The sequence below is a fragment of the Nonomuraea monospora genome (genome assembly GCF_039531895.1).
Lineage (GTDB): Bacteria > Actinomycetota > Actinomycetes > Streptosporangiales > Streptosporangiaceae > Nonomuraea > Nonomuraea monospora.
In genome coordinates, this window is sequence record NZ_BAAAQX010000002.1 from 631,406 (window position 1) to 650,010 (window position 18,605).

General features: G+C 71.5%; 13 protein-coding genes. 8 read left to right on the top strand and 5 right to left on the bottom strand.

Going from position 1 to position 18,605, the window contains the following annotated elements; genetic code table 11:
- Positions 1-3 precede the first annotated feature (3 nt).
- The gene (locus ABD331_RS06210) at positions 4-2,142 is read left to right on the top strand and encodes a S9 family peptidase (protein WP_344471408.1); all 2,139 of its coding nucleotides are present in this window, start codon (positions 4-6) and stop codon (positions 2,140-2,142) included.
- A gap of 180 nt (positions 2,143-2,322) precedes the next feature.
- Here the strand turns inward: ABD331_RS06210 and rny are convergent, their stop codons facing one another.
- The 3 genes from rny to recA form a co-directional block, all read right to left on the bottom strand.
- Positions 2,323-3,939, bottom strand: a complete 1,617-nt coding sequence (gene rny, locus ABD331_RS06215; RefSeq protein ID WP_344471410.1) for a ribonuclease Y — start codon at positions 3,937-3,939, stop codon at positions 2,323-2,325.
- Between the two features lie 669 nt (positions 3,940-4,608).
- On the bottom strand, positions 4,609-6,147 hold the full coding sequence (gene recX / locus ABD331_RS06220) for a recombination regulator RecX (protein ID WP_344471411.1): 1,539 nt from the start codon (positions 6,145-6,147) through the stop codon (positions 4,609-4,611).
- 11 nt (positions 6,148-6,158) lie between these two features.
- Positions 6,159-7,253: a recombinase RecA gene (gene recA / locus ABD331_RS06225; RefSeq protein ID WP_344471412.1), complete on the bottom strand. Its 1,095-nt coding sequence runs from the start codon at positions 7,251-7,253 to the stop codon at positions 6,159-6,161.
- A 424-nt stretch (positions 7,254-7,677) separates the two neighbouring features.
- Between recA and ABD331_RS06230 the strand changes: the two genes are divergently transcribed.
- Positions 7,678-7,998: a hypothetical protein gene (locus ABD331_RS06230; protein WP_344471414.1), complete on the top strand. Its 321-nt coding sequence runs from the start codon at positions 7,678-7,680 to the stop codon at positions 7,996-7,998.
- A 16-nt stretch (positions 7,999-8,014) separates the two neighbouring features.
- Here ABD331_RS06230 and ABD331_RS06235 read toward each other — a convergent pair whose 3' ends face one another.
- Both ABD331_RS06235 and ABD331_RS06240 read right to left on the bottom strand, forming a co-directional pair.
- A complete protein-coding gene (locus tag ABD331_RS06235; RefSeq protein ID WP_148439320.1) occupies positions 8,015-8,209 on the bottom strand; it encodes a DUF3046 domain-containing protein in 195 nt (64 codons plus the stop codon).
- Between the two features lie 251 nt (positions 8,210-8,460).
- The gene (locus ABD331_RS06240) at positions 8,461-8,949 is read right to left on the bottom strand and encodes a VOC family protein (RefSeq protein ID WP_148439322.1); all 489 of its coding nucleotides are present in this window, start codon (positions 8,947-8,949) and stop codon (positions 8,461-8,463) included.
- Between the two features lie 90 nt (positions 8,950-9,039).
- Here ABD331_RS06240 and ABD331_RS06245 point away from each other — a divergent pair, with 90 nt between their 5' ends.
- The 6 genes from ABD331_RS06245 to ABD331_RS06270 all read left to right on the top strand — a co-directional run bounded on the left by ABD331_RS06245 (position 9,040) and on the right by ABD331_RS06270 (position 18,524).
- On the top strand, positions 9,040-13,701 hold the full coding sequence (locus tag ABD331_RS06245) for an ATP-dependent helicase (RefSeq protein ID WP_344471416.1): 4,662 nt from the start codon (positions 9,040-9,042) through the stop codon (positions 13,699-13,701).
- 84 nt (positions 13,702-13,785) lie between these two features.
- A complete protein-coding gene (locus ABD331_RS06250) occupies positions 13,786-14,391 on the top strand; it encodes a TetR/AcrR family transcriptional regulator (RefSeq protein ID WP_344471418.1) in 606 nt (201 codons plus the stop codon).
- Positions 14,388-15,140: an ABC transporter ATP-binding protein gene (locus ABD331_RS06255; RefSeq protein WP_344471420.1), complete on the top strand. Its 753-nt coding sequence runs from the start codon at positions 14,388-14,390 to the stop codon at positions 15,138-15,140. Before ABD331_RS06250 ends, ABD331_RS06255 begins: the two co-directional genes overlap by 4 nt.
- Complete coding sequence (locus ABD331_RS06260) at positions 15,131-16,903, top strand: hypothetical protein (RefSeq protein ID WP_344471422.1); 1,773 nt, start codon at positions 15,131-15,133, stop codon at positions 16,901-16,903. Before ABD331_RS06255 ends, ABD331_RS06260 begins: the two co-directional genes overlap by 10 nt.
- A gap of 135 nt (positions 16,904-17,038) precedes the next feature.
- On the top strand, positions 17,039-17,821 hold the full coding sequence (locus tag ABD331_RS06265) for a hypothetical protein (RefSeq protein WP_344471424.1): 783 nt from the start codon (positions 17,039-17,041) through the stop codon (positions 17,819-17,821).
- A 25-nt stretch (positions 17,822-17,846) separates the two neighbouring features.
- On the top strand, positions 17,847-18,524 hold the full coding sequence (locus ABD331_RS06270; RefSeq protein WP_344471426.1) for a GntR family transcriptional regulator: 678 nt from the start codon (positions 17,847-17,849) through the stop codon (positions 18,522-18,524).
- The last annotated feature ends 81 nt before the right edge of the window (positions 18,525-18,605 follow it).

The following is an 18,605-nucleotide window of genomic DNA, read 5'->3' on the forward strand; positions in this document are numbered from 1 at the left end:
GGTATGCCCTTCTGGCCCTCCCCCATCTCGACCCAAGACGTGGCCGGTTCCGGCGTGCGTCCCGGCTGGCCCGTGGCCCTCGACGGCCGGGTGTGGTGGACCGAGGACCGTCCCGACGAGGGCGGGCGCACGGTGATCGTCCACCGCGCCGCCGACGGCACCCGCCGCGACCTGCTGGCCGCGCCGTGGTGCGCGCGCACGCGGGTGCACGAGTACGGCGGCAGGCCGTACGCCGTGACCCCGTCGGGCGACGTCGTCTTCGCCAACCTCCGCGACCAGCGGCTCTACGTGCTGTCCGGCGGCGCCGAGCCGCGCGCCCTCACCGACGACGGCTGCCGCTACGCGGACCTGCTCGTCCACGACGGCCAGGTGTGGTGCGTACGCGAGCACCACGACGAGAACGGCAAGGTCACCAGGGCCGTCGTCGCGATCCCGCTGGACGGCGGCGAGACCCGCGTCTGGGCCACCGGCTGCGACTTCTACGCGAGCCCCGCCATCTCCCCCGACGGACGACATCTCGCCTATGTCTGCTGGAACCACCCCCGCATGCCCTGGGACGGCACCGAACTCCGCGTCGTCCCCCTCACGGGCGGCGCCGCCTGGACCGTCCGCGGCGGCCCCGCCGAATCCGTGCTGGCCCCCGCCTGGAAGGACGACTCCCGGCTCTACCTGATCTCCGACTCCTCCGGCTGGTGGAACCTCTACGAGACCGGCCTGCACGGCGAGGCCACGCGGGCGCTTCACCCGGCCGAGGAGGAGTTCACGCTGCCGCCGTGGCAGCTCGGCGGCATGCCGTACACCGTGCTTCCCGACGGACGCCTCGCGGTCCTGCACGGGCGCGGCGACCTGCGGCTCGGCCTCCTCGACCCGGCCACCGGCGCGCTCACCGACCTCGACCTGCCGTACAGCGGCTGGAACGCGGCGCTGACCGCCGACGGCACTTCTGTCATCGGGGTGGGGTACGCCGCCACAACACCCCGCACGGTCGTGATCGTGGACGCTGTGACGGGCGGGCACGACACGCTCAACCACGACCTCACCACCCTGCCCGACCCCGCCTACCTGCCCGTTCCTGAAGCCGTCCGGCTACGACGCAGCGGGCCACCACCGCAGGACGCGCACGGCCCGACAGGCGACACACACGACCTGGAGGAAGTCCCGCACGGCCCGGCAGGCGACACGCACGACCTGGCGGAAGGCGCACACGACCCGACCGGCCACACGCACGACCTGGCCGAAGTCCCGCACGGCCCGACAGGCGACACGCACGACCTGGCCGAAGGCGCACACGACCCGACCGGCCACACGCACGACCTGGCCGAAGGCGCACACGACCCGACCGGCCACACGCACGACCTGGCGGAGGGTGCGCCCGTCCTGGCGGGCGGCGCACACGTCCTGACGGAGGACGTGCACGCGTTCCTGTACCCGCCCCACCCCGCCGCCACCGACACCGACACCAACGGCACTCCCCCATACGTGATCTTCGTGCACGGCGGCCCGACAGCCCACGCCGACACCGCACTCGACCTGGAAAAGGCGTTCCTCACCTCACGCGGCATCGGCGTCCTCGACCTCAACTACGGCGGCTCCACCGGCTACGGCCGGGCCTACCGCGACCGCCTCAAGGGCCAGTGGGGCGTGGTGGACGTCGAGGACGCGATCACCGCCGCCCGCTGGCTCGCCGCCCAGGGCCTCGCCGACCCCGGCAAGATCGCGGTACGCGGCGGCAGCTCGGGCGGCTGGACGGTGATGGCGGCCTGCTGCCGCTCGGATGTCTTCGCCGGCGGCGTCTCGTACTACGGCATCAGCGCCCTCGCCCCGCTGACCGCGCACACCCACGACTTCGAGTCCCGCTACGTGGAGTGGCTGGTCGGCCCGGAGGATCCGCAGGTGTACGCATCACGGGAGCCGCTCGCGCTCGTGGACGGGGTGAGCTGCCCCATGCTGCTCCTCCAGGGCCTCGACGATCCTGTGGTGCCGCCCGAGCAGTCCACGGCCTTCGCCGACGCGCTCGCCGAACGAGGGGTGCCGTGCACGTACCTGGCCTTCGAGGGCGAGTCCCACGGCTTCCGCCGCACGGAGACCCGCGCCGCGGCCCTCGCCGCCGAACTGGCCTTCTACCAGCAGATCTTCTCCTAGAACCGGCAACCGGAGGCCAAACTCCGGAGATCAGGCGCACACGCAGGTCTGCCGCACATGCAGGTCAGGCGCACACACAGGTCAGCCTCGCACGCAGGTCAGGCGCACACACAGGTCAGCCTCGCACGCAGGTCAACCGCACACACAGGTCAGCCTCGCACGCAGGTCAGGCGCACGGGGTCAGCGGGCGAACTCGGTCGCCCGCGACTCCCGCACCACCGTGATGCGGATCTGCCCCGGATACGTCAGCTCCTCCTCCACCTGCTTGGCCACATCCCGGGCGATCACCTGAGCCTGGATGTCGTCGATGGCGTCCGGCTTGACCATGACCCGGATCTCCCGCCCGGCCTGCATCGCGAACACCTTCTCCACCCCGTCGTACGACTGCGCGATCTCCTCCAGCCGCTCCAGCCGCTTGACGTACGCCTCCAGGGACTCGCGCCGCGCGCCGGGCCGGCTGCCGCTGACCGCGTCGGCCGCCTGGGTGAGGACCGCCTCGACGGTACGCACCTCGACTTCGTTGTGGTGCGCCTCGATGGCGTGCACCACGTCCTCCTCCTCGCCGTACCTGCGGGCGATCTCCGCCCCGATCAGCGCGTGGCTGCCCTCGACCTCGTGCGTCAGGGCCTTGCCGATGTCGTGGAGCAGGGCGCAGCGCTTCATCAGCGTCTGGTTCATCTTCAGCTCGGCGGCCATGATGCCGGCGATGTGGGCGGACTCGATGAGGTGCTTGAGCACGTTCTGCCCGTAGGAGGTGCGGTAGCGGAGCTGGCCGAGCAGCAGCGTCAGCTCGGGGTGCATGTCGGTGATCCCCAGCTCGACGAGGGCGTCCTCACCGGCCCGCGCGCACAGGTCCTGGACCTCCTGGCGGCTGCGGTCGTGCGCCTCCTCGATGCGCTGCGGATGGATGCGGCCGTCGAGCACCAGCTTCTCCAGCGTCAGCCGCGCCGTCTCCCGCCTGACCGGGTCGAAACACGACAGCAGCACCGCCTCGGGGGTGTCGTCGATGATGAGGTTCACGCCGGTCGTGGACTCGAAGGCGCGGATGTTGCGGCCCTCGCGGCCGATGATCCGTCCCTTCATCTCGTCGCCCGGCAGGTGCAGCACGCTCACGACCGACTCGGCCGTCTGCTCGGCGGCCAGCCGCTGCACGGCCAGCGTCACGATCTTCGTGGCCCGCTTCTCGCCCTCCTTGCGGGCGTCCCCCTCGATCTCCCTGACGATCAGCGCGGCCTCGCGCTTGGCCTGGTTCTCGATCTCCTTGACCAGCTCGGCCTTGGCCTGCTCACCGGTCAGCCCGGCGACCCGCTCCAGAATGACCCGCCGTTCCTGCTCGACCTGCAGCAGCTCCTCGCGCCGGTCGGCCAGCTCGACCTCGGTCTCCGCCAGCTTCCTGTCACGTTCCGCCTGCCGCCTGGCCTCCTCGTCCAGCCGCTGCTCCCGCTCGGCCAGCCTGGCCTCCCGGCGCTCCAGGTCCGAGCGCAGCTCCTTGAGCTCGGACTTGAGTATCCGGCTCTCCTCCTCGACCTCGCGCCGCATCTGCGCGGCGCTCTCGGTGGCCGCCTCCGACCTGCGCAGGATCTCCTCGGCGTCGGTCTCCGCCTTGTAGCGGATCTCCCGCGCCGCCTCCCGCGCCTGCTCCAGCTCCTCGTGCACCGCCTCGACCTGCTCGGAGCTGGGCTTTCCCTTGCGGGGCAGGCTGCCCGAGGTGCGCCGTACGACGACGAGCAGCGCCGCGATCATCCCGAACGCGAGCACGAGCACCGCCACCATCAGCACCACGACTAGCGGCCCCATGTGCGCCCCGCCCTCCTCGCGTCGTCAAGAACTCATAACGCGGCCACAAAACGGGAGGGGTCACAGGCGCGCCACGGAAAGCCCTGTCGGCGTCATCGCCGGGATCGATGTCAAGTCAAGGCTGATGGGGCGTCGACCGCTCGAGCCGACACCTCTCCTGCCTCGTTCAATTCGTCCGTCGTTCACCGGTATGGCAATCCGCGCTGCGCGGAGTAACTCCTCACTGCCGTCGAGGTTATGCGTCGAACAGGTCACGAGCAAGCAAACGCGTCATCAAGCGTGTCTTACGCGCCTGCATCTCCCTGTTCAGACAGGCGTCACCCATTGGCACCGGTTCCGGCCTCCGTGCGGAGGCATCCTGCGGCATGTCGCCCACGCACCCGCCCTTCCGACGCGATTCGCAGGCAATTGAGGCATCCCGCGCCTGTCCCCCCACGCGCCCGCCCTTCCGACGGGGTTCGCGGGCGATTGAGGCATCCCGCGGTCTGCCGCCCTCGCGCCCGCCCCTCCGACGGGATTCGCGGGCGCTTCAGGTGTGACACTCGCCGGAGTCGCTTCCTTACCGGCTCATTCCCGCACGTAGGCGGCGCAGTCGATCAGTCCGCCGGTCAGGTCCCCAGCTCCGGCCACCCGCCCCGGTGGCATCGTCCGCTCCGGGTAAGGGTCGGCCTAGGAGAAGTCCTCCTCCACCTCGATGCCTTCCTGTTCGAGCGCCTCCCGGATGACGCGGAAGGCCAGCCCGGAGGGGTAGCCCTTGCGGGCGAGCATGCCGGCCAGCCGTCGGGTGCGGGTCTGGGGGTCGAGTGAGCGGGTGGAGGCGAGTTTGCGTTCCACCAGCCGCCGGGCCGTCTCTTCCTCCTGGTCGGGGTCCAGCCGCTCCACGGCCTCGTTGACCGTGTCACCGTCCACCCCCCGGCGACGCAGCTCGGCCGCCAGGGCGCGCTTGGCCAGCCCCCGGCCGTGGTGGCGGGAATCGACCCAGGCCGCGGCGAACGCCTCGTCGTTGATCAGCCCGAGCTCCGAGAACCGGCTGAGCACCGCCTCGGCGGCCTCCTCCGGCACGTCCCGCTTGCGCAGGGCCTCGGCGAGCTGGGCGCGGGTCTTGGGGGCCATGGTGAGCAGGCGCAGGCAGATGGCCCGGGCCACCGACTCCGGGTCCGCCTGGGGGCTCGTGGCGGCCGGGCTCTCGGCATCGGGCCCGTCAGACCCGTCAGAAAGCCAGCCCCGTTGTCGAGCGCTCTTGCGCCCTCCTCGCCGAGAGCGCCCCCCAGCCTTGCTCCCGAACCGGCCGGCGCTCTCCTCGGCCTGCCCAGCAGAATCATTGGCCTGCCCGGCGGCATTGTTGGCCTGCCCGGCGGGCTTGCTGGCCTGCCCGGCGGACGCGCTGACCTGCCTTGGGCTCTCCTCGGCCTGCCCGACACCTCTACCGAGCCAGCCGGGCCCCCCATCGTGCCGCTCGGCACCGCCGCCGAAACTGCCGAGACCGCCGTCAGACTCCCAAGCACCATCGGCAGACTGCCCAGTGCCCTCGTCAGACTGCCCAGTGCCCTCGTCAGACTGCCCAGTGCCGCTGCCGAAGCGCCTGGCGCTGCCGGATCGGCGACCGCGTCTGCGGCCATCCAGCCCGTCCTCGCCGGGCCAGCCGGGCCCCTCATCGTGCCGCTCGGCGTCGCCGCCGAAGCTCCCTGCGGCGCTGGATCGGCGACTGCGTTTGCGGCTCTCCTGTCCGGTGCTCTCGCTTGGCTCGGCCGCGAACCAACTGCTCCCGGCCAGCACCTCGGAGTGCCATTCGTCTCCAGGACGCCGTCCCTCGGGTGAGCCCTTGGCACCCGAGCCTTCGGCCCCCGAGCCCTCGGCACCCAGGCTCCCAGCGCCCGAGCCTTCAGCGCCCGAGCCCTGGCCATCCAAACCCTTGGTGCCGGAGCCCTCAGCGTGCGAGATCTCGGCGTGTGAGATCTCGGAGTCGGAGTTCTTCTCAGCTTCTGAGTTGTCTCGGCCGTCTCCCTCGGAACCCTCGTCGGTGCCGTACGTGGCAGGAGAGGTGGCGGTGCGCATGCGGTCGCGTTGCTCGCGCCACTCCGACACCGACGGCCAGGCCTCCGTGGCTGAGCGGGCCAGGTCGCGCGTGCGGGGGGACGAGGACGAGGGGTTGGGCCAGGCGCCCCGGTCTGGCGGCTGGGGCGCTTGCGGCCGGTCCGTGCTGCTCATGGGGTCAGCGATCAGACGTCACCCGGCTTGGGGGTGGACTTGGAGCCACGGCCCGAGGGGGCGGCGACCGGCGCGGGAGCAGCGGCGGCGGCCTCGGCCGGGGCGTCGAGGCGCGGGCCGACGCCCAGCTTGTCCTTGATCTTCTTCTCGATCTCGTTGGCCATGTCGGGGTGGTTCTTCAGGAAGTTGCGGGCGTTCTCCTTGCCCTGGCCGAGCTGGTCGCCCTCGTAGGTGTACCAGGCGCCGGACTTGCGGACGAAGCCGTGCTCCACGCCCATGTCGATGAGGCCGCCCTCGCGGGAGATGCCCACGCCGTAGAGGATGTCGAAGTCGGCGACGCGGAAGGGCGGGGCCATCTTGTTCTTGACGACCTTGATCCTGGTGCGGTTGCCGACCGCCTCCGTGCCGTCCTTGAGGGTCTCGATGCGGCGGATGTCCATACGGACCGAGGCGTAGAACTTCAGCGCCTTACCACCGGTCGTGGTCTCGGGGCTGCCGAACATGACGCCGATCTTCTCGCGGAGCTGGTTGATGAAGATGGCGGTGGTGCCGGTGCTGTTGAGGGCGCCGGCGATCTTGCGCAGGGCCTGGGACATGAGGCGGGCCTGGAGACCGACGTGGCTGTCGCCCATCTCGCCCTCGATCTCGGCCTTGGGCACCAGGGCCGCGACCGAGTCGATGACGATGATGTCGACGGCGCCGGACCTGATCAGCATGTCGGCGATCTCGAGCGCCTGCTCACCCGTGTCGGGCTGGGAGACCAGCAGGGCGTCGGTGTCGACCCCCAGCTTCTTGGCGTACTCGGGGTCGAGGGCGTGCTCGGCATCGACGAACGCCGCGATGCCACCGGCCCGCTGGGCGTTGGCCACGGCGTGCAGCGCGATCGTGGTCTTACCCGAGGACTCCGGGCCGTAGATCTCCACGATGCGGCCGCGCGGCAGGCCGCCGATGCCGAGGGCGACGTCAAGGGAGATCGACCCCGTGGGGATCACCTCGATGGGAGCTCGGGCGTCGTCGCCCAGTCTCATGACGGAGCCCTTGCCGAACTGTCGCTCGATCTGAGCGAGCGCGGTCTCGAGGGCCTTCTCGCGGTCGTTGATAGCCATGGGAACTCCCCCTGGAGGGTCGTGGTCCGATCAGTCGAGTGAAAGCTACGGCCTGCCACCGACAATTTCTGCCGTGTCGGGGAAGTGTCGGGGAAGACGTGGCTGCCCGGCTGGGTCCATCGTAGCCGAACGGCTGTTCGATCACAGCAGGAACACGCAGGTCGTCCCTGAGAGGGTGCCGGATCGGCCTCTCAGCGGTGGGTGCTGGGTGAAGCCGCCCGGGCCTGCGGCCCAGGGTCTCTTCAAGGGTGTCCGAAGTTCGTGCGGGAACAGGCGTGACGAGCCTGTACGCGCGCGGCCGGGCGCCCGGAAAGAAGCGGCCGACCGTCCCGGAAACACACCGCCGGGCGCCCCGGAAACGCCCCTCCGGACGTCCGGGAGAATACGTCTGCGGGTGGTTGGCTCCCACGTGTTGTCAGGCTGGATGAGCTGGGGAGACTCACTCCAGGGCGACAACTGGAGGCGGCACGTGGCGAGCGGCTACACCGGGGAACGACGCGTCCATCTCGAGGCACTCGCCGAGCAGCTACCCGCTCACGGCCTGGTCAGCCGCATGGTCGGCGGGGACGACCCGGTGTTGTGGGTGTGGCATCCCCGCACCGGCCGCCAGACGCTCATCTTCGCCACCCCGACGGGCAACGGCTGGCAGTTCCTGTGGTCGCCGGGCGGGCAGTGCCCCGCGACCGACCTGGAGCGCACGGCCACGGCGCTGCGGGACGCACTCGGCATGGGGCAGCCGGCCTGACTCAGGCGAGGGCGGTCTAGCGCAGCTTGGGCGAGACGTCCTCCACCTGGCAGACCGCCCGCCACACCGTCTTGGCGCTCTCGCCGTCGGCCAGCGCCTGCACGACGGTGCGACCGCCGAGCGGCGCCAGGACGTAGTCGCGTGCCCACGACTCCGCGTACATCTCGCCGAAGTGAGCGTTCATCCGTCTCCAGAACTCCGTCAGGCGCATGAACTCAAGTATGGAAGCGTGCGAGGTGTGGGTAGGACATCCCCATGCCAAAGACCCCCAAGTCTTCACCCCCGAAGACAGCCAAGACGAAGGCCAACAGGGCCAAGCGCCGCCGGTTACTGCTCGCGCTGCGGTTGACCGTACGGAAGGAGAAGCTCGAGCGTGCCGAACGGCACGCGGGCATCAGGCAGGAGCCGCGTGCGGGTAAGCCGCGTACGCGCAGGGCGTCGCGGCGTTAGTCACCTCACGGGTCACAACACCCGCGCGCCGTACATCTCACCGAGATGGTCGGCGAGCAGCTCCAGCCGGGCGCCGTCGGGGTCCTTGAAGTAAATGGAGGCGCCGCTCTCTATCTGGTGCGGCACGCCGGCCATCTCCAGCTTCCCGCGCAGTCTCTCCCACGTGGCGGGGTCGACGGAGATCGCGATGTGGTGCAGCCCGCCGAGCACTTCCTGGTACGGCCCGAGGTCGAGGCCCGGGAAGTCGAAGAAGGCGAGCAGGTTGCCGTTGCCGATGTCGAAGAAGAAGTGGTTCGACCCTTTGTAGTCGCGATTCTCGATGATCTCGGTGAGCGGGAACTCCAGGAGGTCCTGGTAGAACTTGATGGTGCGTTCCACGTCGGACGAGATCAACGCCGCGTGATGCAGGCCGCGCGCGCTGCTCGATGGCCGGTGCGGTAAGGCGTAGCGTTGTCGGATCTCCGCTCGGCGGGCTTCGATGGCCGCGTAATCGATGGTCACGGGGGCTCTATGTCCGCCAAGACGCCCCCTCAATCACACGCCGCCGCGCCAAATGCGTTTTCTGTCGGTGCCGGGAGGCACTATGTGCAGGTGAGCTCGCTAGACCAGTTCAGCCAGGTGACCAGGCAATGGTTCGCCGGGGCCTTCCACGCGCCCACGGCCGCCCAGGAGGGGGCGTGGGAGTCGATCTCGCGTGGCGACCACACCTTGGTCGTCGCGCCCACGGGCTCGGGCAAGACGCTGGCGGCGTTCCTGTGGTCGCTCGACCGGCTGGCCGCCGCGTCGAGCGAGCAGGAGGAGGACTCCGAGAAGGGCAAGCAGGAGGAGGACTCCAGGAAGGAGCGCAAGGGCACGCGGGTGCTGTACGTGTCGCCGCTCAAGGCCCTCGCCGTGGACGTCGAGCGCAACCTGCGCGCCCCCCTGGCCGGGCTGAAGCAGACGGCTCGGCGGCTCGGCCTGCCGGTGCCGGAGATCTCGGTGGCGATCCGCTCGGGCGACACCCCCGCCGAGGACCGCAGGCGGTTCGCGGCGAAGCCGTCCGACATCCTGATCACCACCCCTGAGTCGCTGTTCCTGCTGCTCACCAGCCAGGCGCGGGAGGCGCTGCGCGAGGTGGAGACGGTGATCGTGGACGAGGTGCACGCGGTCGCGGGCACCAAGCGCGGCGCTCATCTCGCGCTGAGCCTGGAGCGGCTCGACGCGCTGCTCGAACGGCCGGCGCAGCGGGTGGGGCTGTCGGCGACCGTACGGCCGGTGAGCGAGGTGGCGGCGTTCTTGGGCGGGACGCGCCCGGCGACCGTGGTGCAGCCGCCGTCCGACAAGGTGATCGAGGTCGAGGTCGTCGTCCCCGTCGAGGACATGACGGAGATGGAGGGCCGCGCTCAGCCAGCGTCCCAGGAGGAGTTCGCGCCCGAGCCGGGCAACCGGTCGATCTGGCCGCACGTCGAGGACCGGCTGTTCGACCTGATCGAGGCGCACAGCTCCACGATCGTGTTCGCGAACTCGCGGCGGCTGGCGGAGCGGCTGTGCACCCGGCTCAACGAGCTGGCCTACGAACGCCGGCAGGGCACGGAGACCGTCGATCTGTCCATCTGGGAGACGGGCCCGTCCAGGCCCATGCCCGCCGAGGTGATGGCGCAGGCGGGGGCGAGCAAGGGCGTCGTGACGGAGATCGTACGCGCTCACCACGGCTCGGTCTCCAAGGAGGAGCGGGCGCAGATCGAGGAGGCGCTGAAGTCGGGCCGTCTGCCTGCCGTGGTCGCCACCTCCAGCCTGGAGCTGGGCATCGACATGGGCGCGGTGGACCTGGTGGCGTGCGTGGAGGCGCCGCCGAGCGTGGCGAGCGGGCTGCAGCGCATCGGCCGGGCGGGGCACCAGGTGGGCGCGGTGTCCAGGGGCGTCATCTTCCCCAAGTACCGGGGCGATCTGGTGCAGACGGCCGTGGTGGCCGAGCGGATGAAGAGCGGCCTGATCGAGGAGCTGCGCTATCCGCGTAATCCGCTCGACGTGCTGGCCCAGCAGATCGTGGCGATGACCGCGCTCGACGAGTGGACGGTCGACGAGCTGGAGGGCGTGATCAGGCGCGCGGCCCCGTACGCCACGCTGCCGCGCAGCGCGCTGGAGGCCACGCTCGACATGCTGGCGGGGCGTTACCCGAGCGAGGAGTTCGCCGAGCTGCGCCCCCGCATCGTGTGGGACCGCGTGACCGGCACCCTCCAGGGCCGGCCGGGCGCGCAGCGGCTGGCGGTGACCAACGGCGGCACGATCCCCGACCGGGGCCTGTTCGGCGTGTTCCTGGTGGGCGAGCGCGCCTCCAGGGTGGGCGAGCTGGACGAGGAGATGGTGTACGAGTCGCGCGTCGGCGACGTGTTCGTGCTGGGCGCCAGCTCCTGGCGGATCGAGGACATCACCGCCGACCGGGTGCTCGTCTCCCCCGCGCCGGGGCAGCCGGGCAAGCTGCCGTTCTGGCACGGCGACGCGCCGGGGCGGCCGGCCGAGCTGGGCAGGGCGATCGGGCAGTTCCTGCGCGAGCAGGCCAAACAGGGCTCGACGGAGCGGATGCGGGCGGCCGGCCTCGACGAGTACGCCTCCGGCAACCTGCTGGCCTACCTCCAGGAGCAGCGCGAGGCGACGGGATACGTCCCGGACGACCGCACGCTGCTGGTCGAGCGCTTCCACGACGAGCTGGGCGACTGGCGGGTGGTGATCCACTCCCCCTACGGCGCCCGGGTGCACGCCCCGTGGGCGCTGGCGATCAACCGGCGGCTGCGCGAACGCTACGGCATCGACGTGCAGGCCGTGCACTCCGACGACGGCATCGTGCTGCGCATCCCCGACACGCTGGCCGAGCCGCCCACCGACGTGGCGGCGTTCGACCCGGAGGAGATCGAGCAGATCGTCACGGAGGAGCTGGGCGGGTCGGCCATGTTCGCCTCCCGGTTCAGGGAGTGCGCGGGCCGGGCGCTGCTGCTGCCGCGCCGCGTGCCCGGCCGCCGCAGCCCGCTGTGGCAGCAGCGGCAGCGGGCCGCCCACCTGCTCGGGGTGGCCTCGCAGTACGCCTCGTTCCCGATCGTGCTGGAGACGATGCGCGAGTGCCTCCAGGACGTCTTCGACGTGCCCGGCCTGGTGCAGCTCATGCGCGACGTCGCCGCGCGCAGGGTGCGGGTGGTCGAGGTGGAGACGTCGCAGGCCTCGCCGTTCGCCGCCGCGCTGCTGTTCCACTACGTGGGCGCGTTCATGTACGAGGGCGACGCCCCGCTGGCCGAACGCCGGGCGCAGGCCCTCGCGCTCGACACCACGCTGCTGGCCGAGCTGCTCGGCCAGGCCGACCTGCGCGAGCTGCTCGACCCCGACGTGATCTCCGACAGCGAGCGCGAGCTGGCCCGCCTCGACCGGCCGCTGCGCGACCTGGAGGACCTCGCCGACCTGCTGCGCTCCCACGGGCCGCTGCTGGCGCCCGACGTGAGCGTACGCGGCGGCGACCCCGCCTGGCTGGAGGAGCTCGAACGCGCCCGCCGGGCGATCAGGGTGCGCATCGCCGGCGAGGAGCAGTGGGCCGCCATCGAGGACGCCGCGCGCATGCGTGACGCGCTGGGCGTGCCGCTGCCCGTCGGGATCCCGCACGCGTTCCTGGAGCCGGTGACCGATCCGCTCGCCGACCTGGTGGCGCGGCACGCCCGCACCCGCGGCCCGTTCCACGCCGGCACCGCCGCCGCCCGGTTCGGGCTCGGCGTGGCGGTGGTCAGCGACGCGCTGCGGCGGCTGGCCGCGACCGGGCGGGTGGTCAGCGGCGAGTTCCGGCCCGGCGGGCGGGGCGAGGAGTGGTGCGACGCCGGGGTGCTGCGGATGTTGCGCCGCAGGTCGCTGGCCCGGCTGCGCAAGGAGGTGGAGCCGGTCGCGCCCGAGACGCTCGCGCTGTTCCTGCCCGCCTGGCACGGCATCACAGGCGTCGGCACCGACAAGGCAGGTGCGGGTGGGGGCGGGCGCGGGGCGTCCGGCTTTGGCGCGGACGCGGGCGGGCGCGGGGCGTCCGGTTTCGGCATGGACGCGCGCGGCCCGGCAGGTTCGGCGCGGGCGATGGACGCGCTGGTGCGATCGATCGAGCAACTCCAGGGCGCGGCCGTGCCCGCGTCGGCGCTGGAGACGCTGGTGCTGCCGTCGCGCGTGCCCGGCTATCACCCGGCGCTGCTCGACGAGCTGACCTCGGCAGGCGACGTGATGTGGGTGGGGCAGGGCTCGCTGCCCGGCGGCGACGGCTGGGTGTCGCTCCTGTTCGCCGACACCGCGCCGCTGCTGCTCCCTGAGCCCGCCGAGATCACGATGACGCCGGTGCACGAGCGGGTGCTGGAGCTGCTCGGCGGGGGCGGCGCGCTGTTCTTCCGCGGCCTCTCCGACCAGTTCGGCTCCACCCAGGACGACGCCACGCTGGTGGCCGCGCTGTGGGACCTGGTGTGGTCGGGGCGGGTCTCCGGCGACACGCTCGCCCCGCTGCGGGCCACGCTCGGCACCGGACGCCCCGCGCACCGGCCCGCCACGACGCGGCGGCGCAGGGCGGTGCTGCCGAGCAGGAGCGGCCCGCCGACCGTGGCCGGCCGGTGGTGGCTGCTGCCCTCTGCCGCCGACGACGCCACCCAGCGGGCGCACGCCCAGGCCGAGGTGCTGCTGGAACGGCACGGCGTCGTGACGCGGGGGGCGGTGACGTCGGAGCGGCTGCCGGGCGGGTTCACGCCGATCTACCAGGTGCTGCGGGCGTACGAGGAGAGCGGGCGGTGCCGCAGGGGCTACTTCGTCGAAGGGCTCGGCGGGGCGCAGTTCGCGCTGCCAGGGGCGGTGGACCGGATGCGGGCCATGGCGCCGGGGATCGGATCCTCGGGGAGCGGTGAGGGGCGGCGGGCCGTGGTGCTGGCCGCCGCCGACCCGGCCAGCCCGTACGGCGCCGCGCTGCCGTGGCCGCAGCATCCCGGTGACGTCGGGCACAAGCCAGGGCGGAAGGCGGGGTCGCTGGTGGTGCTGGTGGATGGTCATCTGGTGCTGTACGTGGAGCGCGGGGGCAAGACGCTGCTGTCGTTCACCGATGGCGATCGGCTGCAGCCGGCGGTTGACGCGCTGGCTCTGGCTGTGCGGGACGGGGCGCTCGGCAAGCTGACGGTGGAGCGGGCCGATGGCGGGTCGATCGTGGACTCGCCGCTGGCTGCCGCGCTGGAGGCGGCGGGCTTCCACCCGACACCGCGCGGGCTGCGGTTGCGCGCCTGACCCACGGGGCCGGTCGCGCGAATGGCGAAGGGGTGCGGTAGGCCGGTCTTCCCAAAATTTGAATGACCGTTTAAAGTCCTGACCGTGCCGCCAGAAAGTCGAACCTTCATTGAAGAGATTCGCCGAGCCCAGATCATCGAGTGCGCCATAGACGTCCTCGCCGACCACGGCTACGCCAACACGACCCTGGCCAGAATCGCCAGACAAGCCAAGATCAGCACCGGCGTGATCTCGTACCACTTCGGCGGCAAGTCCCCCCTCATCCAGGCAGTGGTAGCGCACGTCGCCAAGCTCGCCACCGACCTGATGGTCCCGCGCATCCTCGCCCAGCCCACCGCGGCGCAGGGCCTGCGCGCCTACCTCGAGAGCAACCTCGAGTTCATGCGCGTGCACCGCAAGCCCCTCCTGGCGCTGGTGGAGATCGTCACGCACGCCACCGGCGAGGACGGCGACCCGCACCCGTACGCGCGGCAGTCGGAGGTGGCGATCGACGACCTGCGCAAGCTGCTGGACTGGGGGCAGCGCGCCGGTGAGTTCCGCGACTTCGACCAGCTCAGCATGGCGATCGCCATCCGGGGAGCGATCGACGCGGTGCCAGGGCTGCTGCTCAACGACCCCGAATTCGACCTCGACCTGCTCGCCGACGAGCTGGTCACCACCTTCACCATCGCGACCAGGAGACAGCCATGACAGCGCCGGCTTTAGTGATCAAGGGCCTGGCCAAGACCTTCGGTGAGAACGTCGCCGTCGACCACGTCGATCTGACCGTTCCCCAGGGTTCCTTCTACGGCCTGGTGGGGCAGAACGGCGCCGGTAAGACGACCACGCTGTCCATGGCGGTGGGCCTGCTGCGGCCCGACGCGGGCTCCGCGCAGATCTTCGGCGCGGACGTGTGGTCCGACCCCGCCACGGCCAAGCAGCTCGTCGGCGTGCTGCCCGACGGGATGGCCATGCCCGAGCGGCTCACCGGCCGCGAGGTGCTGACCTATCTCGGCCTGCTGCGCGGGCTGAGCAAGGAGGTGGTGGCCGGGCGGGCCGAGGAGCTGCTGTCGGTGCTGGAGCTGGACGCGGCGGAGAAGACGCTGGTCATCGAGTACTCGACCGGCATGCGCAAGAAGATCGGCCTGGCCACGGCGCTGCTGCACGCGCCCAGGCTGCTGGTGCTGGACGAGCCGTTCGAGGCGGTGGACCCGGTGTCGGCGGCGTCGATCAAGCAGATCCTGCGCGACTTCGTGGCGGGCGGCGGCTCGGTCGTGCTGTCCAGCCATGTGATGGCGCTGGTGGAGCAGCTCTGCGACCACGTGGGCGTGATCGACAAGGGACGGGTGGCGGCCGCGGGCTCGCTGGCCGAGGTGCGCGGCTCGGCGACGCTGGAGGACAGGTTCGTCGAGCTGGTCGGCGCCGGCTCCACGGCCGCCAGGGGGCTGTCGTGGCTGTAGCGCTGACCATGGCCAGGATGAAGCTGTCGATCCTGCGCCACTCGATGAAGGGACAGCAGGGCAGCACGATGGTGTCCGCGGGCTCGCTCGGCGTCCTGCTGGCGGGCGGCACGATCGTGCTGGCGTTCCTGGACGGCGACTGGCTGGCCGTCACGTACAGCGTGTGGATGCTCGGCTGGATCATCGGCCCGGTGTTCTCCGGCGGCGGCGACGAGACGCTGCGGCCCGAGTTCTTCTCGCTGCTCGGGCTGCGTCCGCAGCGCATGGCGGCCGGGCTGCTGGTGGCGGCGTTCGTGGGGATGGCTCCGGCGGTCAGCCTGCTGGCGCTGGCGGGGCTGCTGGTCGCGGGCGTACGCGAGGGCTTGGCAGGGGCGCTGGTGGCCGTGCCGGCGATGGTGCTGCAGCTCGCCGTGTTCGTGCTGCTGTCGAAGGTGACCGTGGCGCTGCTCGGCCTCGCGCTGGGCTCCAGGATCGGGGCGATCGGCGCCGGGCTGGTCAACGGCGTGATCCTCGCCTTCCTCGGGCAGATCTGGGTGTTCATGGTGGCCTTCGGGCAGGGCGGGCAGATCCCGGAGTTCGTCCGGTACCTGCCGTCCGGATGGGGGCTGCTCGCCGTGCGGGGGCAGTACCTGGCTCTGGCCGCGATGGCGGTGCTGATCGTGCTGCTGCTGGCGGCGTGGGCGGCACTGCTGACCAGGCGGACGGGCCGCAGCCGGCCGTCCACGCGGGGGCGCAGGCCGATGCGCGCCTCAGGGCCGCGCGGCGCGGTCGTCGCCAAGGAGCTGCGGTCGTGGACGCGTGACCTGGTGCGCAACCACCAGCTCGCGTTCGCGTTCACGTACGGCGTGGCCTTCGCGGCGGTGCCGCTGATGGTGGGCATCTCGCAGATGATGCCGCTGGCCGGGCCCATCTTCATCGTGATGGCGGCGGCGATGACCGCCAACGCGTACGGCACCGACGGCACCGCCCACTGGCTGACGCTGATGACGCCGGGCGCCTCCGACGTGCGCGGCAGGCAGCTCGCGTGGCTGGCGGCCGTGGGGCCGATCGGGCTGGTGCTGGCGGTGGTCTGCACGGCGGCCGTGAACGGGCCGTGGGCGCTGGTCATGGCGGCCACGTTCGCGCTGCTCGGCGGGGCGATGGGGCTGGTGCCACTGGTGTCGGTGGCCGGGCTGATCCCGGGCATCGACCCGAAGAACCGGGGCGGCAACCCGCTGCGGACGACCGAGGACGACGGCTCGGCCACCGGCATGGCGTACCTGGTGCTGCTCCTGGTGGCGCTCACCGCGGCGCCCGCCGTGCTGGTGGCGGTGTTCTACGGCTGGTGGGGCGTGCCGGTCGGGCTGGCGACGGGGGTGCTGTGCTGGTGGGGGTTCGGGCTGCTGGCGGAGCGGCGGCTGACGGCGCAGGGGCCCGAGCTGCTGCACCTCATGCGTACGGGCCGCCGCCCCGACAGCGGCAAGGCGTCGGAGACGTTCAAGCTGCCCGACAACCTGTCGAAGACGCAGCGGACCATCGTGATGGTGTGCGCGTCGCTCGGCGCGATCCCGCTGGCGCCGCAGGGCATCGTGGCGATGGTGTTCCTGGCGAACGGGCGGCTCGAGCAGTCGTGGTTCCTGGCCACGCACATGCCGCCGGGGTTGCGGTGGCCGGTGGCGTTCGCCTTCGTGCTCCTGGGCCTGGGCATGTACGGCACCGCCCTGTGGTTGTGGCTGCGCGCGAAGAAGCAGGCCGCCGCCGGGAAAGATGCCGTCGCGGGGTAGCCAGCGCGCCAAGAAGAGCGCCCGCGCGGCAGGACGTACGCACGGAAAGCCGCCGCACGGCAGGACGCACGCGCAGCAACCGCCGCGCGGCAGGACGGTGCGCGAGGATGGCCGGCGTGGGGTAGATATCGCGGCATGCGGCCACTGGCGCGATTACGCGCGGACCTCGCCACGGGCAAGAACCTCGAGATCTACCTGACGGCGTCGATAGCCCTGGCGGTCGGCGTGCTCGGCGTCTTCGACCTGGTGAACACCAAGGTCGTGGGCGCCGCCACACTGGCGACCCTGGCCCTGGTGGCGGTGAACGCGCTGGGCCCCCGCCACCAGGTCGCCGAGCTGGAGAAGCAGGTGGCCCGCCTGGTGGAAGCGGGCGGGCAGGCGGGCGGTGACTTCCTGTCCGGAGACACGACGGGGTTCGACGCCCGCGTCGCCCACGCGCTGGAGCTCCGCTTCGTCGGCGTGACGCTCAACCGCACGGTGCGCTCCTACGTCAACGACCTGCGCAAGGCGCTGGAGCGAGGGGCGTCGGTCAAGGTGCTGGTGATCGACCCGGCGGGCCCGGTGCCGGAGGAGGCCGCCAGGCGGTCCACGATCCCGGACCAGCCGGAGGTGTTCGAGCACCGCGCCAGATCCACCCTGTACCTCCTGCGCGACCTGCCCGCCAGGGACCGCCTGGAGGTGCGGCTGCTGCCGTTCGTGCCGGCGTTCATGATGTTCGCGGCGGACCCCGGCGACGACGACGGCCTCGTCCATGTGGAGCTGGGCGGCCACCGCTCGCCTGGCCCGACCCCCGGCTTCACGCTCTCCAACCGCCGCGAGCACGCGTGGTGCCAGTACTTCGTGGCGGAGTTCGACCGGTTGTGGGAGGTGGCCAGGGACGTTACGGACGCGGACTGGTACCCTGCGCGTCATCCCTAAGTTCTTGTATACGATAAATCCCCCTATGACTGATATGACGCTGGGCGGGGCCCATCAGACCTTGCGTGACGAGGTCACCATGGAGCTGCGCCGCCGCATACTCTCCGGCGAGCTCGCCCAAGGTGAACGCCTGGTCGAGGACCGGCTGGCCGCCGCGCTCGGCGTCTCACGCAACCCCGTGCGCGAGTCCATCCGCGTGCTGGCCGCCGAGGGTTTCATCCAGGTCGTCCCCCGGCTGGGCGCGACGGTGGCCCGGTTGTCGGCCGAGGAGGGCGAGGAGCTCTTCGACGTGCGCATGGCCATCGAGGGCCTGGCGGCCCGGCTGGCCGCACGCAAGCGCTCCCCAGCGGCGGCGGAGCGGCTGCGCGGGCTGCTGGAGCAGTCGAAGGAGGCGGTCGAGGCGGGGCGGCTGGAGGCGGTGGCCGATCTCAACACGGCCTTCCACCTGGCCGTGGGCGAGGCGACGGGCAACTCGTACCTGGCGCTGATGATGAAGCCGATGCTCCAACGGGCGCAGTGGGTCTTCAGCCAGACCGCCGCCGCGCGCGGCCCGCACTCCTGGACCGAGCACCTGAGCCTGTGCGAGGCGATCGTGGCTGGTGACGAGGACGAAGCGCAGGCCAGAGCGGTCGCGCACGTCGCCGCGGCCCGCCGGTCGTTCCTCCAGGCCGTGGGCCGTAAGACAAAACACCCAAACGATTAGGAAACGCTCAGATAACAACATAGGGTGATGAAACACCGCTGAAATGTGGCATCTTGTATACAGTCTCCTAAACGTTTCAAC